Genomic DNA, 13,444 nt, shown 5'->3' with positions numbered 1-13,444 from the left:
CCCGCAGAACGGAGAGGTTCGGGTATCCCATGAGCCAGACCACAGAATCCTCGAACCTCGCGGGGGCGGCGACCGGCCGCCCCCGCACCCCCGACGCCGGGGCCGCCGGTCGCGGTCGCCCCGGCGGACGGGACCTCCTCCAGGCGCTGCCCTGGATCGCACCGGCACTGGTGCTCATCATCGGCGTGGTGCTGTTCCCCGCCGGCGTCATGTTCTTCAACTCGACGCGCGACATCTCCCTCTCCGGGCTCGACAAGGGCTCGGTCGGCTTCGACAACTTCGTCACCGTGTTCACGTTCGCGGAGTTCTGGCCCATCTTCTTCCGCACGATCGTGTGGGTCGTGTCGGTGGTCGCGCTCACCGTGGTGATCTCGCTCGGGCTCGCGCAGATCCTCAACAAGGCGTTCCCCGGGCGCCAGCTCGTGCGCATGGCCGTCATCGTGCCGTGGGCGGCCTCGGTCGTGATGACGACCATGGTGTTCTACTACAGCCTCGAGCCGTACTTCGGCATCTTCAACAAGTTCCTCTACGACATCGGGCTCTCCGACGACGCGGTCGGCTACGGGTGGACGAAGAACCCCGCGACCGCGTTCACCTGGTCGATCGTGATCGCCGTGTTCGTGTCGCTGCCGTTCACCACGTACACGATCCTCGCCGGGTTGCAGGCCGTGCCCGCCGACGCGATCGAGGCCGCGAAGATGGACGGCGCCGGTCCCGCCCGCACCTACTGGTCGATCGTGCTGCCGCAGCTGCGCAGCGCCCTCGCCGTGGCGATCCTCATCAACATCATCAACGTGTTCAACTCGCTGCCGATCCTCAAGGTGATGACCGGGTCGATCCCCGGCTACGGCGCCGACACGATCATGACCCTGATCTTCAAGTACATCGAGCTGCAGAAGAAGGTCGACGTCGCCAGCGCCCTGTCCGTCGTCGCCTTCCTCATCGTGATCGTGATCGTCGCGGCGTACGTGAAGATCGTCAAGCCCATGAAGGAGGTCTGATCGTGACCGTGACCGAGACCGCCCTCGTGACCACCGCCGAATCCCGTGGTCGCCGCACCCCGCCGATCCCCGGCCGTCGGCGCCGCTACACCGCCGACCAGGTGTCGCTGCCGCGCGTGGTCCTGCGCACGGCCGCGGGGTTCCTCGTGCTGGCGATCTTCGTGCTGCCGTACCTCGTGATGTTCTTCGGCTCGGTGAAGACCAAGGCGCAGATCCGCTCGGTCGACCCGACCTACCTCCCGACCGAGTGGCACTGGGAGAACTACCTCACGATGTGGTCGACGCCCGAGACGCCGCTGCCGTACAACCTGGTGTCGACGATCGTCATCTCGGTGTTCGCGACGCTGCTCGTGCTGCTGGTGTCGCTCCCGGCCGCGTACTACACGGCGCGGTTCACGTTCCCCGGCCGCATGGTGTTCCTGTTCCTCGTGATCGTCACGCAGATGCTGCAGCCGGCGGTGCTCACGTCGGGTCTGTTCCGGCAGTTCACCACGCTCGGCCTCGGCGACACGTGGGCCGCGATGATCTTCATCAACGCCGCGTTCAACCTGTCGTTCGCGGTGTGGATCATGCACTCCTTCTTCGCGGGCATCCCCAAGGAGGTCGATGAGGCGGCACAGATCGACGGCGCAGGACGCCTGACGGTGCTCTTCCGCATCAACCTGCCGCTCGTGTGGCCGGGCATCGTCACCGCGATCGTGTTCACCTTCGTGGCCTGCTGGAACGAGTTCGCCGCGTCGCTCGTGATCCTGTCGACCGACAAGAACCAGCCGCTGTCGGTGGCGCTGACGAAGTTCGTGGGTCAGTACGAGACCAGCTGGCAGTACGTGTTCGGCGTCTCGATCGTCGCGATCCTGCCGGTGATCATCCTGTTCATGCTGATCGAGAAGCGCCTGGTCGGCGGCCTCACCGCGGGCAGCGTGAAGTAGCCCGCGCGGGCGGGTTCAGGGGCGGGGGGCCGCGGCGGCGCGCAGCTGCTGCGGACTCCAGCGCACCCCGAGCGCGGCGGTGAGCGCGGCCTGCGCGGCACCGGCGGAGAGCGGGACCCGGGGGTCGGCGTAGCGGATGGGCGGCTGCTGGGTGCCACGCGCCGGATAGCCGGACTCCTCCCGCACGCGCTCCAGGAACCGGGGTCCCAGCTCGGTCGCCGGTCCGCCGATCACGACCTCGATCGGGTCAAGCAGGGCGCTGATCAACTTGACCGCACGGGCGAGCGCACGGGCACCCTCGTCGATCTGCCCCTGGTCGGCGCGGGCGACGAGGGCGCGCACGGCCGGGAGGTCGAGCTCGTCGGTGAAGTCCTCGCCCAGCATCGGCCCGAGCGCGGCGGCGGACTCCAGGCACCCGCGCTGGCCGCACCGGCACGGGCGCGCGGCGTCTCCGAACACGACCTGCACGTGCCCGATCTCGCCCGCACGGTCGCGCGGCCCCGGGGCGAGCTCGCCGTCGAGGGTGACCGCCGCACCGACTCCGCCGCCGAGGTGCACGAACAGCCGGTAGCCGGACGGCGTCTCGTCCATCCCGGCCTCGGCGATGGCTTCCGCGTCGACGTCGTTGAGCAGCAGCACGGGCGCGCCCGCGATGGCCTCGAACCGCTCGGCCAGCGGCACGTCCTGCCACTCCAGCTGCACGCTCTCCAGCACGGTCCGCCCGTCGGTGGTGCCGGGCAGCTGCACGCCGACGGCGAGGAGCCGGGCGCCGAAGCGGGCCGCCGCCTCGGCCACCGTGTCGTCGAGCACGCGGTCGCGCGTCGCGGGGGTGTAGGCGACCGTGCGTGCGTCGAGCGCGGTCCCGTCGAGCGCGACGAGGGCGACGTGCGCGCTGGTGGGCTGCACGACGAGCACGAGGATCAGGTGGTGGGCGCCGTCGACGCTCAGGGTGGTGGCGCGTTTGCCGCCGGTGCTGACGGCCTGCTCGCCCTCGACCACCAGCCGGCTGTCGATCAGCTCGGCGACGAGCGAGGAGGAGGTGGCGGCGGTGAGCCCGGTCGCCCGGGCGATGCCGGCGCGGGTCTGGGTGCCAGACGCCTGGAACACGAGCTGCAGGGCTCGGCGCAGGTTCGCACGGCGGACGGCGGCCTGGGTGTCCAGCGCGTCGTCGGTGGTGAACATGCTCACGGTCCCCCGGGGGTGGGTGCGGTGATTGACAGCGCGCACGGCGCTCCGTACGCTCGACCCAGTTAGTTTATTCATTAAACTTAGTCGTCCGGGCGGAGCGGGGAGGAACGACGTGCACTACCCCCAGATCCTAGAGCGCCCCGGCGACCGGGCACGAGTCTCGGCACCCACCCACGCTCGCGCCATCCGTGAACGCAACCGCGCCCTCGTGCTGCGCACCCTCATGGAGCACGCGGCGGCGAGCCGCGCCGACCTGTCCCGCCTCACCGGGCTCGCCCGGCCCACGATCTCCGAGGTCGTGCGCGACCTGCTCGACGACGGCGTGATCCGCGAGAGCGGCATGAGCCAGGACGCCCGTCCGGGGAAGCCGGCCGTCATGCTCGAGTTCGACCAGCGCGCCGTGCAGGTGATCGCCCTCGACCTCAGCACTCCCGGACGGATCACCGGCGCCCTCGCGACCCCCGACGGCCGCATCGACCACCGTGCCGACGTCGCGCTGGACGACGCGGATCCAGCCACCGCGATCGCCGCCCTCGCCGTCGACCTGGCCGGGCGTGCGAGCAGCGCCCCGCTCGGCATCGGCATCGGCGCCCCGTCCGGATCGCCCGCTCTGCTCGGCCTCGGGCCGCGTCTGGCCGACGACCTCGCCCTGCCCGTGCACGTGTTCGACGACGCCGACCTGGTCGCCGACGCGGAGCTGCGGTTCGGCGCGGTCGGCACCGACTTCCTGCTCGTGCGCCTCGGCGGTCGCATCGGCACCGCGATCCGGGTGGTGGGCGACGACGGCGCGCCCGTCGAGCGGTCGATCGGCGCCCGCGAGCTCGCCCATGTGGTTGCCGGCGGAGACCCCGGCGACCGCTGCCTGTGCGGACGCGACGGCTGCGTGCACGCGTGGGCGTCGACGCCCGCGCTGCGCCGCCGTCTCGACGAGCCCGGCGCGGACCGAGACGCGGTGCTCGCCGAGGCGGGGGCGCGACTGGGCACCTCGCTCTCCGTGATCGCCGCCGCCGTCGACCTTCCGTCGATCCTGCTGAGCGGACCGTCCGACATCGCCACACCCGCGTTCGTCGAGGCCACGGCGACCGCGGTCCGCGCGGCGTCGCACCCCTCGCTCGGGCCCGCGGTCGCCTCCAGCACGCTCGACGACGCGGTGCTGCGCGGGGCCGCCGCCCGCGTGGTCGCTGCAGCGTTCAGCCCCCGCTGAGCCCGGTCCCGCCGACACCCTGGCCCTCGCGGACCCTCCCGTCGCGAAGGGTGCAAGACTCGAGCGGTGCGCGTCTGCGCGCGGAAGCAAGCGACCCCACGGAGGCACCCATGAAGGCACTGGTGATCGGCGCGACCGGCAGCATCGGCGGCGTGGTGGCCGCGACCCTGGAGACCCGCGGCCACCAGGTGATCCGCGCCTCCCGCAGCGGCGATGAGCGCGTGGACGTGACCGACCCGTCGTCGATCCGGGAGCTGTTCGCGCGCATCGGACGCCTCGACGCGGTCGTGGTGGCCGTCGGCTCGGTGCCCTTCCGGCCGCTCGGCGACCTGAGCCGCGACGACTACCTCGCGGCGTTCACGGGCAAGACGCTCGCCCAGCTCGACGTGGTGCGCGAGGCCCTTCCCGTCGTCTCCGACGGCGGCTCGATCACGCTGACCAGCGGGGTGCTCGCCCGGGAGCCCGTCGCCACCGGCGCCGCCGCCGCGATGGCCAACGGCGCCCTGGAGTCGTTCGTGCTCACCGCCGCCGCCGAGGCGCCGCGCGGCATCCGCATCAACGCCGTCTCCCCCGACGTGCTCGCCAACTCCCCCGGCTACTTCGACAGCTTCCCCGGCCACCGCCCCGTCACCGACGAAGAGGTCGGACGCGCCTACGTGCGCGCCGTCGAGGGCGTCATCACCGGGCGAGTGCTCGCGGTCTGACCCCCGTCAAGGGGGCCGCGCCATGCGCGCCCGTGACGCAGGATGAGAACATGACCGACTCCCGTCTCTCGACCCGCCCCTGGCTCGCCGCGTACGCGGAGGGCGTCCCCGCCGAGATCGACGAGCCGACCCAGACGCTGCCGCAGATGATGGCGGCGAGCGTCCGCCGGTACGGCCGGCGTCCCGCCCTGGAGTTCTTCGGCGCGGTGACGACCTACCGCGAGCTCGGCGCGCAGATCGACCACGCGGCGGAGGGTCTGCGGCGCCTCGGGGTGAGCGCCGGCGACCGGGTCGCCCTCGTGCTGCCCAACTGCCCGCAGCATGTGGTCGCGTTCTACGCCGTGCTCCGCCTGGGCGCCATCGTCGTCGAGCACAACCCGCTCTACACCGCCCGCGAGCTGCGCCACCAGTTCGAGGACCACGGCGCCCGCGTCGCGATCGTGTGGGACAAGGTCGCCGACACGATCGACGGCTTCCCCGACGACGTGCGCGTCGACCACATCGTGAGCGTCGACATCACGACCGCGATGCCGTGGTCGAAGCGCTTCCTGCTCCGACTGCCCCTTCCGAAGGCCAGGGAGTCGCGGGCCAAGCTCACCGCCGCACCGCGCGCACGCCACGTACGGCCGTGGAAGGGGCTCCTCGGTCACGGCCGCATCTCCCGCCGCGTGCCGGCGCCCGCACTCGGCGACACCGCGCTGCTGCAGTACACGAGCGGGACGACGGGCACCCCGAAGGGGGCGATCCTCAGTCACGCCAACCTCCGCGCGAACGCGATGCAGGGTCGCGCCTGGGTGCCGGGACTGCGTGACGGGGAGGAGACGTTCTACGCCGTGCTGCCGCTGTTCCACGCCTACGGCATGACGCTGTGCCTCACCTTCGCGCTCAGCATCGGCGCGACCGTGGTGCTGTTCCCCACGTTCGACCTGGGCCTGGTGACGACGGCCGCCCGCACGCGCCCGCCCACGTTCCTGCCGGCCGTGCCGCCCATCTACGACCAGCTCGCCCGGGCGGCCGGACGCGGCACCATCGACCTGTCCCGCGTGCGCTTCGCGATCTCCGGGGCGATGAGCCTGCCCGTCGCGACCGTGCGGCGCTGGGAGGACGCGACCGGAGGACTGCTCGTGGAGGGGTACGGCATGACCGAGGCGTCTCCCGTCGCGCTCGGCAACCCCATGGGGCCCACGCGACGACCGGGCACCGTCGGCGTGCCGTTCCCCAGCACCGAGATCCGGCTCGTCGACCCCGACGACCCGGAGAAGGACGTCCCCGCCGGCGAGCGCGGGGAGCTCTTGATCCGCGGTCCCCAGGTGTTCCAGGGGTACTGGCAGCGCCCCGGCGAGACGGCCGAGGCCCTCCTCCCGGGCGGTTGGCTGCGCTCGGGCGACATCGCCGAGGTCTCGCCCGACGGGTTCGTGACGATCGTGGACCGCCGCAAGGAGCTCATCATCACGGGCGGCTTCAACGTGTCGCCCAGCGAGGTGGAAGATGCGCTCGACGCCCACCCCGATGTCGTGGCGGCCGCGGTCGTGGGCCTGCCGCGGTCGAGCGGCGGTGAGGAGGTCGCGGCGGCCGTGGTGTTCCGTGAGGGTGCGGTGCCGGACGTCGAGGCGCTGCGCGACTTCTGCCGCACCCGGCTGACCGCCTACAAGGTGCCGCGCCGGATCGTCGCGGTGGATGAGCTCCCGCGGTCCCTCATCGGCAAGGTGCTGCGGCGCGAGGTGCGCGACCGGATGCTGCGGGACCGCTGAGGTCAGCGGCTCTCGGCGGCCTCGGTGTGGTGGCGGATGACCTCGGCGACCACGAAGTTGAACCACTTCTCCGCGAACTCGGGGTCGAGGTGCGCCTCTTCGGCGAGCGCGCGCAGCCGGGCGACCTGCTGCTCCTCGCGCTTCGGGTCGGACGGGGGCATCGCGTGCTCGGCCTTGAGGTGCCCCACCTGCTGCGTGGCGCGGAACCGCTCGGCCAGCATGAAGATCAGCGCCGCATCGATGTTGTCGATGGTGGCGCGCAGACGGAGCAGCTCGGCCTTCGGATCCTCTACGGCGGTCATCCCCCCACTCTAGGGGCGAGGGGCACCCCTGACCGGCGGGGGTCCAGCGCTATCGTGTGCACATGAGCAACGACGAGTCGCCGGCCCCCGCCTCCCACGACGACGCGCTCCCGCAGCCCTCGGACGCGGCCCCGGCACCCGTCGATGCCGCGCTCCCCGGGCCGCCCGACGCCGCGGCTCCCGCGACCACCGCGACCCCGCCGCGTCCGGTGGTGATCGAGCCGACCACACCCAGCCGCTCGTTCTGGACGCGCATCGACCGTCCGTTCGTGTTCGGCTTCCTGGTCACGCTGGGCGGCCTCGGCGCGTTCGTGATCGGCCTCGCCCTGTCGAACCTGTCCACCGTGCTCATCTACATCGCGCTCGCCCTGTTCGGCGCGCTCGGCCTCGATCCGGCGGTGCGCTTCCTGGAACGGCGCGGCCTCTCCCGGGCCATCGCCGTCGTCATCACGATCGTCGCCCTCATCGTGGTCTTCGGTCTGGTGCTGTGGATGATCATCCCGATCGTCGTCGACCAGATCGCCGAGTTCGTCCGGTCCGTCCCCGGCATGGTCCAGGACTTCACCGGAACCGACCTCTACAAGACCCTCAACGACCAGTTCGGCGACCAGTTCCAAGACCTCGTCGGCGAGGTGCAGAGCTTCCTGTCCGACTTCGGCAACCTCGCCACCATCGGCGGCGGAGCCCTCGCGGTGGGCGCCTCGATCGCCTCCGGCATCTCCGGCGCGATCGTGGTGCTGGTGCTGACGCTCTACTTCCTCGCGACGCTCCCGGCCATGAAGCAGGGTCTGCTGCGCCTGGCGCCCGCGCGCGACCGGGACCGCGCGAGCGACATCAGCGAGCAGATCACCGACTCCGTGGGCGGCTACGTGATGGGCATGGTCGTGCTGGCGTTCTGCAACGCGACCCTCGCCCTCATCCTGTACGCGGTGCTCGGCCTGCCGTTCCCGCCGCTCATGGCCGCGATCGCGTTCTGCGTGACGCTCATCCCCCTCGTCGGCTCTGTGCTCTTCTGGATCATCGGCACGGGTCTCGCGCTGTTCACCAACCCGATCGCGGCGCTGATCTTCGCCGCGATCTACCTCGTCTACATGCAGATCGAGGCGTATGTGCTCACCCCGCGGGTCATGAACCGCGCCGTGGCCGTGCCCGGCTCGCTCGTGGTCATCGGGGCGCTGGCCGGCGGCACGCTGCTCGGGCTGCTCGGCGCCCTGGTCGCTGTGCCCGTGACCGCGTCGATCCTCATCATCATCAAGCAGGTCCTGGTCCCCCGCCAGGACGCCCGCACCTAGCCTCGACCGTCGGCGGGTGTCATCCGGCTCGATGCAGTCGAGACCAGCCATCGCCCTGTGCGGCACGGCGATGTGCGGCTAACACTGCACCCGGGCGTGCGGGACTCGATGCGATTATTCCAGGGATACGGAGTGAAGCGGATCCGGTTCCGAGCGAGCATCGCGTGGAATCGGTGCGAGTGCGCCATTGGCGGGGTTCAACGGAGAACGGAGACCGTCATGCGTGGAGAGAGGTATCCCGGGTTCGGTGCAGCCGTGGCTGAGCTGCTCGCTGTGCGGTCTGTGAAACGAGGCGCGGCAAGGCTCGGAGGTCTGGCGGCGGTGGCGGTTCTCCTGAGTGGGTGCACGGCGACCGCTCTGGACGCCAGCGATGTCGTGGGGAAGACGTTGGCCGAGGTGACCGCGGCCGTCCCTCACGACGCCGAGTTCCAATCCAGGACGCATCACCCGGGATCGGAGAGGCGGCTTCGTTCTCTCAGGACCAACCAGGGAAGTCGTGGACGGTGGTGGCCAGCTGCGCCGACGCCGAGAGCATCCCGGACGCGAAGTCCGTGGAGGTCGCCGTCATCCCGACGAAGAAGTTCGATGCCGATGCTGCCGCCTCCGGGAAGCTCGACGATGCCGTGAGTTGCGACGGCAGGGGCTATCGCTGATCAACGGTCGCGTCGAACGTCGACTCACGCACGCGCACGGAAGCGCCCGGCCCCGCGAGGGACCGGGCGCTTCCGTCGAGCTCAGCTCAGATCGGCGTCTCCGACGATTCGCCTCGGTCTGCCGATACCGTCCGGCGCCTGCGCCGGTCCAGGAGGTACCCGCCACCCGCGAGAACGATCCAGCAGACGATGATCGTCACCGAGGTCGGCAGCGCGGGCGCGTCCGTCAACCCTTCGTAGACATAGGGGCTGACGAACGCGACCACGATCGACAGGACGAACCCGATCCCGAAGAACATGCCGACGACACTAGCAGCCGCTCTCTCTCCTGGTTGGTTCATCACGAGCCCCTCCCGATGCCTGGTCGATGGCGAGCGGCTCCACGCGACTTCCGTCACACGCACCGCGCGTTCGTGACGTTGCCATCGACGGTATAGGTGAAACGAATGGACTTGTTGCGCGCGGCGCACGTGAGTTGCTCGATCTGGGGGGCGATCGCCGAGCCGATGCTCCCCAGGATCACGGCACCGAGCGGTCCCATGAGCAAGCCGAGCGAACCCAGCATGAAACCGCCCCAGCCGCTGAGGAATGACCGCTGGTCGGCCGGGGAGAATTGAATGTACTGCCCGTTGTAGTCCGAGCCAACCGAGACAGCTGCGGCCCGTCCGTCGATGGACCCGCCGGAGGCATGAGGGCGTTCGAACACGGTAAGCACCGATCCCTGGCCGAACCCATACTCCTTCGCGACGCCTTTATCGGTGAGCGTGACATCATCGGGCGCAACGCGCTGGTCAATCGACGACAGCAGATCGGAGATCGAGTCGTTGTTTGCTGAAGAAGCCATAGTGACGGGTAGATCGCGATCTCCGACCGATCCGACAGCGCCCGTTACAAACACTGCACTCGCTGCGACTGCCAACGCGACCACCGCGCCAGACACCCTCCTGTTCAGAACCCTCGTTCGACCATGCATGCTGCCCTCCGTTCTCCGTTGAACAACTCCCAGTGGAGTCGAGTGACACGTTACACATTTGAGGACAGAATGCCGTTATACGAGGTATGACACCTACACGCACACGGAAGCGCCCGGCCCCGCGAGGGACCGGGCGCTTCCGTGTGAGCTCAGCTCAGGCGAGGTCGTTGTCGGCCAGCCACTGCTTCGCGATCTCCTCCGCCGACTTCTTGTCGACCGTGCTCTGCACGTTGAGGGCCACGAGCTCCTCGGCCGTCAGCTTCTCGCTGATGCCGTTGATCACGTCGGCGATCTCGTCGGCCACATCGCTCGACGCGATCGGCACGACGTTGGACGCCAGGATGATGTTCTCCGGGTCTTCCAGCGACACGATGTCCTCGGTCTGGAACGCCGGGTCGGCCGAGTAGATGTCGGCCACCTGGATCTCACCGGCCAGCAGCGACTCGAGCGTGGTCGGGCCCGTGGCCGAGAACGCCAGGTCCACGCCGTAGACCTCCTTGGCCTTCGCGGGGCCGTAGGGGCGCTGCTCGAACTCCGGCGCCGCGCCGATCGTGACCGGGGTGGTGACCTTCGACAGGTCGGCGATCGTGGTGAGGCCGTTCTCCTCCGCGAAGCTCTTCAGCACCGTGTAGGTGTCCTGATCGGTCGCTTCGGCGTAGTCGAGGGCGGTGAGGCCGTCGGGCAGGGTCTCCTGCAGTGCGGCGTAGACGTCTTCCGGGCTGGTGGCGGTGGCGTCCTTGTCGAGGTACTCGAGCAGGTTGCCCGTGTACTCCGGGAACAGGTCGATCGCGCCGGACTCCACGTCGGGCATGTAGGCGTCGCGCTGGCCGATGCTGAACTGGCGCTTGACCGTGAAGTCGGCGGCCTCCAGCGCCTGGGCGTAGATCTCGGCGATGATCTCGTTCGAGTAGTACGCCTGCGAGCCGATCACGATGGTGTCGCTGCCACCCGAACCGGAGTCCTCCGTGGGGGTGTCGAGCGGGTTGCTGCTGGTGCAGCCGGCGAGGACGAGCGCTGCGGCGATCGCGGCGCCGCCGGCGAGGGCGAAGCGGGACGTGCGTGCGGTGAACATGGGACTTCCTCTTCTCTGGGACCTGCGGATGCTGTGGTTCGGACGGATGCTGCGGTTCGGACGGATGCTGCGGCCTCGGTGGCGCTGTGGTTCAGGCGGTCGCCGGAGCGGGCGCGGCGACGGGCTCCTTGGCCCGGCGACGCTGCGGACGGGTGCGCACGCCGCGCGGGACGGCGGCGTGCTGCGCGAGGGCGAGCAGGAGGTCGACGATGAGGGCGAGCACCGCGACGAGGATCGCGCCGCCGAGCACCTGATCGAAGCGGCGCAGGGGGATGCCCTGGATGATCGGCCAGCCGAGACCGCCCAGGTTCACGTAGGCGGCGATCGTGACCGTGGCGATGACCTGCAGGAGCGCCGAGCGCAGACCGCCGACGAGCAGCGAGAGCCCGAGCGGCACCTCGACCTTCCAGAACACCTGCCACTCGGTCATGCCCATGGACCGCGCCGCGTCGAGTACCCGGCGGTCGATGGCCTCGAGTCCGGTGTACGCGCCCGCCAGCAGCGACGGGATCGCGAGCAGCACGAACGTGATGATCGCCGCGAGCGGGGTGCGCAGCACGCCCAGCAGCAGCACCAGGAGCACCATGAGGCCGAACGACGGGATGGCGCGCGCCGCCCCGGAGACCGCGACGGCGATCTCCCGACCGCGACCCGTGTGCCCGATCAGCCACCCGAGCGGCACGGCGATGACCGCGGCGATCACCACCGAGACGACCGTGTAGTAGATGTGCTGCCCGAACAGCACCGGCAGCGAGTACGCGCCCTGCCAGCGGTCGGGCGAGAACAGCCACGCGAAGGCCTCCGCGAACAGGTTCATGCGGCCGATCCGATCGCCGCCGTGCGGCCGGCCGCCGCCTTCGTCGCCGTCTTGGTGACCGCCCTCGTCCAGGGCATGAGCGCCCTACCGGCCAGGAGGAGCAGCAGGTCGACGATCAGGGCGATCACGACGACCGCGACCACGCCCGCGAAGACCTCCTCGATGATGCGGCGCTGCAGACCGTCGGTGAACAGGTACCCGAGGTTGCGCACGCCGATCAGGATGCCGACCGTGGCGAGCGAGATCGTGCTGACGGCCGTGACCCGCAGCCCCGCCAGGATCACCGGGCCGGCGAGCGGGAACTCGACCGCCCAGAAACGGCGGAACGGTGCGAAACCGGTCGCGGTGGCGGCCTGCCGCACGTCGTCGTCCACCGAGTCGAGGCCGTCGGCGACCGCGCGCACCAGGATGGCGACCGCGTAGATCGTGAGGGCGATCACCAGGTTCGGCTCGCTGATCGCGGAGTAGCCCAGCACCGCGGGCAGGAGGATCAGCAGCGCGAGCGAGGGGATCGTGTACAGCAGGCCCGTGAGCGCGATGATCGGGCCGCGCACCAGGCGGTAGCGCCAGGCCACCCACCCGAGCGGCAGCGACAGCACGAAACCGAGCACGATCGGCACGACGCTCTGCCGCAGATGCGCGACGGTGAGGTCGAGGATCAGGCCGAGGTTGTCGACCGCCCAGTTCACGGGGCCGCCTTCGCCGCGGCCGCCTCGTCGACCACGTCGTCGGGGGCGTCGACGATCGCGCCCTGGGTGCGGCCCTCGGAGTCGACCACGACCGTGCCGCGCGGCGTCTGCTTGAGGTGCAGCGCCCGGCGGCCACGGTCGGCGCCGATGAACGCGGAGACGAACTCGTCGGCCGGATTCTCGATGATCTCGCTCGGGCTGCCCACCTGCACGACCCTGGCGCCCTTGTCGAGGATGACCACCTGGTCGCCCAGCAGGAACGCCTCGTCGATGTCGTGCGTGACGAACACGACCGTCTTGTCGAGCTCGTGCTGAAGCCGCAGCGTCTCCTGCTGGAGGTCGGCGCGCACGATGGGATCGACCGCGCCGAAGGGCTCGTCCATCAGGAGGATGTTCGGGTCGGCGGCGAGACCGCGGGCCACGCCGACGCGCTGCTGCTGCCCGCCCGACAGCTGGCTCGGGTAGCGGTCGGCCAGAGCGTGGTCGAGGCCGACCGTGGTCATCAGCTCGCGCGCCCGCTCGTGCGCCTCCTTGCGCTCCACGCCGTTCAGGCGCAGCACGGTGGAGACGTTGTCGATCACGCTGAAGTGCGGCATGAGGCCGGAGTTCTGCATGACGTAGCCGATGCGGCGGCGCAGGGCCACCGGGTCGCCGGCGAGCACGCTCTCCCCGTCGATCTCGACCTCGCCCGACGTGGGCTCGACCATGCGGTTGATCATGCGCAGCAGCGTGGTCTTGCCGCAGCCGGACGAACCGACGAACACGGTGGTCTTGCGCGACGGCAGCACCAGGCTGAAGTCGTTCACCGCGAGCGTCCCGTCGGGGAAGCGCTTGGTGACGTTGCGGAACTCGATCATGAGGGGTTCTCT

Annotated in this window: 15 protein-coding genes; 7 read left to right on the top strand and 8 right to left on the bottom strand. The window is 70.3% G+C overall.

Translation table 11 applies throughout. From position 1 onward, the window contains the following. The first annotated feature begins 29 nt into the window (after positions 1 to 29). A complete protein-coding gene (locus KV394_RS05880; RefSeq protein WP_136045098.1) occupies positions 30 to 1,001 on the top strand; it encodes a carbohydrate ABC transporter permease in 972 nt (323 codons plus the stop codon). Positions 1,002 to 1,003: 2 nt separating this feature from the next. Then, on the top strand, positions 1,004 to 1,930 hold the full coding sequence (locus tag KV394_RS05875) for a carbohydrate ABC transporter permease (protein ID WP_205812677.1): 927 nt from the start codon (positions 1,004 to 1,006) through the stop codon (positions 1,928 to 1,930). A gap of 15 nt (positions 1,931 to 1,945) precedes the next feature. Here the strand turns inward: KV394_RS05875 and KV394_RS05870 are convergent, their stop codons facing one another. After that, positions 1,946 to 3,112, bottom strand: coding sequence for an ROK family protein (locus tag KV394_RS05870; RefSeq protein WP_247638084.1), 1,167 nt, complete (start codon positions 3,110 to 3,112; stop codon positions 1,946 to 1,948). Positions 3,113 to 3,230: 118 nt separating this feature from the next. On the opposite strand from KV394_RS05870, the gene KV394_RS05865 reads away from it, so the two are divergent. The 3 genes from KV394_RS05865 to KV394_RS05855 all read left to right on the top strand — a co-directional run bounded on the left by KV394_RS05865 (position 3,231) and on the right by KV394_RS05855 (position 6,777). Further along, positions 3,231 to 4,322: an ROK family transcriptional regulator gene (locus KV394_RS05865; RefSeq protein ID WP_247638083.1), complete on the top strand. Its 1,092-nt coding sequence runs from the start codon at positions 3,231 to 3,233 to the stop codon at positions 4,320 to 4,322. Between the two features lie 110 nt (positions 4,323 to 4,432). Next, positions 4,433 to 5,026 (top strand): short chain dehydrogenase, encoded by a 594-nt coding sequence (locus KV394_RS05860; RefSeq protein ID WP_247982536.1) that lies wholly within the window; start codon positions 4,433 to 4,435, stop codon positions 5,024 to 5,026. 50 nt (positions 5,027 to 5,076) lie between these two features. Next, entirely contained in the window at positions 5,077 to 6,777 is a 1,701-nt protein-coding gene (locus KV394_RS05855; RefSeq protein ID WP_247982535.1) for a long-chain-fatty-acid--CoA ligase, read from the top strand. Between the two features lie 2 nt (positions 6,778 to 6,779). Here the strand turns inward: KV394_RS05855 and KV394_RS05850 are convergent, their stop codons facing one another. After that, positions 6,780 to 7,079, bottom strand: coding sequence for a chorismate mutase (locus tag KV394_RS05850; protein ID WP_136033320.1), 300 nt, complete (start codon positions 7,077 to 7,079; stop codon positions 6,780 to 6,782). A 62-nt stretch (positions 7,080 to 7,141) separates the two neighbouring features. On the opposite strand from KV394_RS05850, the gene KV394_RS05845 reads away from it, so the two are divergent. Together KV394_RS05845 and KV394_RS05840 are read left to right on the top strand one after the other, a co-directional pair. Beyond that, complete coding sequence (locus KV394_RS05845; RefSeq protein ID WP_247982534.1) at positions 7,142 to 8,371, top strand: AI-2E family transporter; 1,230 nt, start codon at positions 7,142 to 7,144, stop codon at positions 8,369 to 8,371. A 503-nt stretch (positions 8,372 to 8,874) separates the two neighbouring features. Continuing rightward, entirely contained in the window at positions 8,875 to 9,024 is a 150-nt protein-coding gene (locus KV394_RS05840; protein WP_247982533.1) for a hypothetical protein, read from the top strand. Positions 9,025 to 9,110: 86 nt separating this feature from the next. Here the strand turns inward: KV394_RS05840 and KV394_RS05835 are convergent, their stop codons facing one another. The 6 genes from KV394_RS05835 to KV394_RS05810 form a co-directional block, all read right to left on the bottom strand. Then, positions 9,111 to 9,323, bottom strand: a complete 213-nt coding sequence (locus KV394_RS05835) for a hypothetical protein (RefSeq protein ID WP_247982532.1) — start codon at positions 9,321 to 9,323, stop codon at positions 9,111 to 9,113. A 95-nt stretch (positions 9,324 to 9,418) separates the two neighbouring features. After that, complete coding sequence (locus tag KV394_RS05830; protein ID WP_247982531.1) at positions 9,419 to 9,868, bottom strand: hypothetical protein; 450 nt, start codon at positions 9,866 to 9,868, stop codon at positions 9,419 to 9,421. A 283-nt stretch (positions 9,869 to 10,151) separates the two neighbouring features. Continuing rightward, positions 10,152 to 11,069 (bottom strand): ABC transporter substrate-binding protein, encoded by a 918-nt coding sequence (locus tag KV394_RS05825; RefSeq protein WP_247982530.1) that lies wholly within the window; start codon positions 11,067 to 11,069, stop codon positions 10,152 to 10,154. Positions 11,070 to 11,160: 91 nt separating this feature from the next. After that, positions 11,161 to 11,886: an ABC transporter permease gene (locus KV394_RS05820; RefSeq protein WP_247982529.1), complete on the bottom strand. Its 726-nt coding sequence runs from the start codon at positions 11,884 to 11,886 to the stop codon at positions 11,161 to 11,163. Then, positions 11,883 to 12,575: an ABC transporter permease gene (locus KV394_RS05815; RefSeq protein ID WP_247982528.1), complete on the bottom strand. Its 693-nt coding sequence runs from the start codon at positions 12,573 to 12,575 to the stop codon at positions 11,883 to 11,885. Before KV394_RS05815 ends, KV394_RS05820 begins: the two co-directional genes overlap by 4 nt. Further along, positions 12,572 to 13,432 carry an ABC transporter ATP-binding protein gene (locus KV394_RS05810; protein WP_247982527.1) on the bottom strand — a complete coding sequence of 287 codons (861 nt, stop codon included), beginning with the start codon at positions 13,430 to 13,432 and terminating at the stop codon, positions 12,572 to 12,574. The genes KV394_RS05815 and KV394_RS05810 overlap by 4 nt, the downstream gene beginning before the upstream one ends. Between the last annotated feature and the right edge of the window lie 12 nt (positions 13,433 to 13,444).

The sequence above is a fragment of the Microbacterium sufflavum genome, assembly GCF_023101165.1.
Classification (GTDB): Bacteria; Actinomycetota; Actinomycetes; order Actinomycetales; family Microbacteriaceae; genus Microbacterium; species Microbacterium sufflavum.
This window is presented reverse-complemented; position numbering and strand designations above follow the sequence as displayed.

Coding starts and splice junctions, on each gene's coding strand:
- KV394_RS05880 (WP_136045098.1), top strand. CDS start 30: ATGAGCCAGACCACAGAATCCTCGAACCTCGCGGGGGCGGCGACCGGC.
- KV394_RS05870 (WP_247638084.1), bottom strand. CDS start 3,112: ATGTTCACCACCGACGACGCGCTGGACACCCAGGCCGCCGTCCGCCGT.
- KV394_RS05860 (WP_247982536.1), top strand. CDS start 4,433: ATGAAGGCACTGGTGATCGGCGCGACCGGCAGCATCGGCGGCGTGGTG.
- KV394_RS05855 (WP_247982535.1), top strand. CDS start 5,077: ATGACCGACTCCCGTCTCTCGACCCGCCCCTGGCTCGCCGCGTACGCG.
- KV394_RS05850 (WP_136033320.1), bottom strand. CDS start 7,079: ATGACCGCCGTAGAGGATCCGAAGGCCGAGCTGCTCCGTCTGCGCGCC.
- KV394_RS05845 (WP_247982534.1), top strand. CDS start 7,142: ATGAGCAACGACGAGTCGCCGGCCCCCGCCTCCCACGACGACGCGCTC.
- KV394_RS05835 (WP_247982532.1), bottom strand. CDS start 9,323: ATGTTCTTCGGGATCGGGTTCGTCCTGTCGATCGTGGTCGCGTTCGTC.
- KV394_RS05830 (WP_247982531.1), bottom strand. CDS start 9,868: ATGGCTTCTTCAGCAAACAACGACTCGATCTCCGATCTGCTGTCGTCG.
- KV394_RS05825 (WP_247982530.1), bottom strand. CDS start 11,069: ATGTTCACCGCACGCACGTCCCGCTTCGCCCTCGCCGGCGGCGCCGCG.
- KV394_RS05820 (WP_247982529.1), bottom strand. CDS start 11,886: ATGAACCTGTTCGCGGAGGCCTTCGCGTGGCTGTTCTCGCCCGACCGC.
- KV394_RS05810 (WP_247982527.1), bottom strand. CDS start 13,432: ATGATCGAGTTCCGCAACGTCACCAAGCGCTTCCCCGACGGGACGCTC.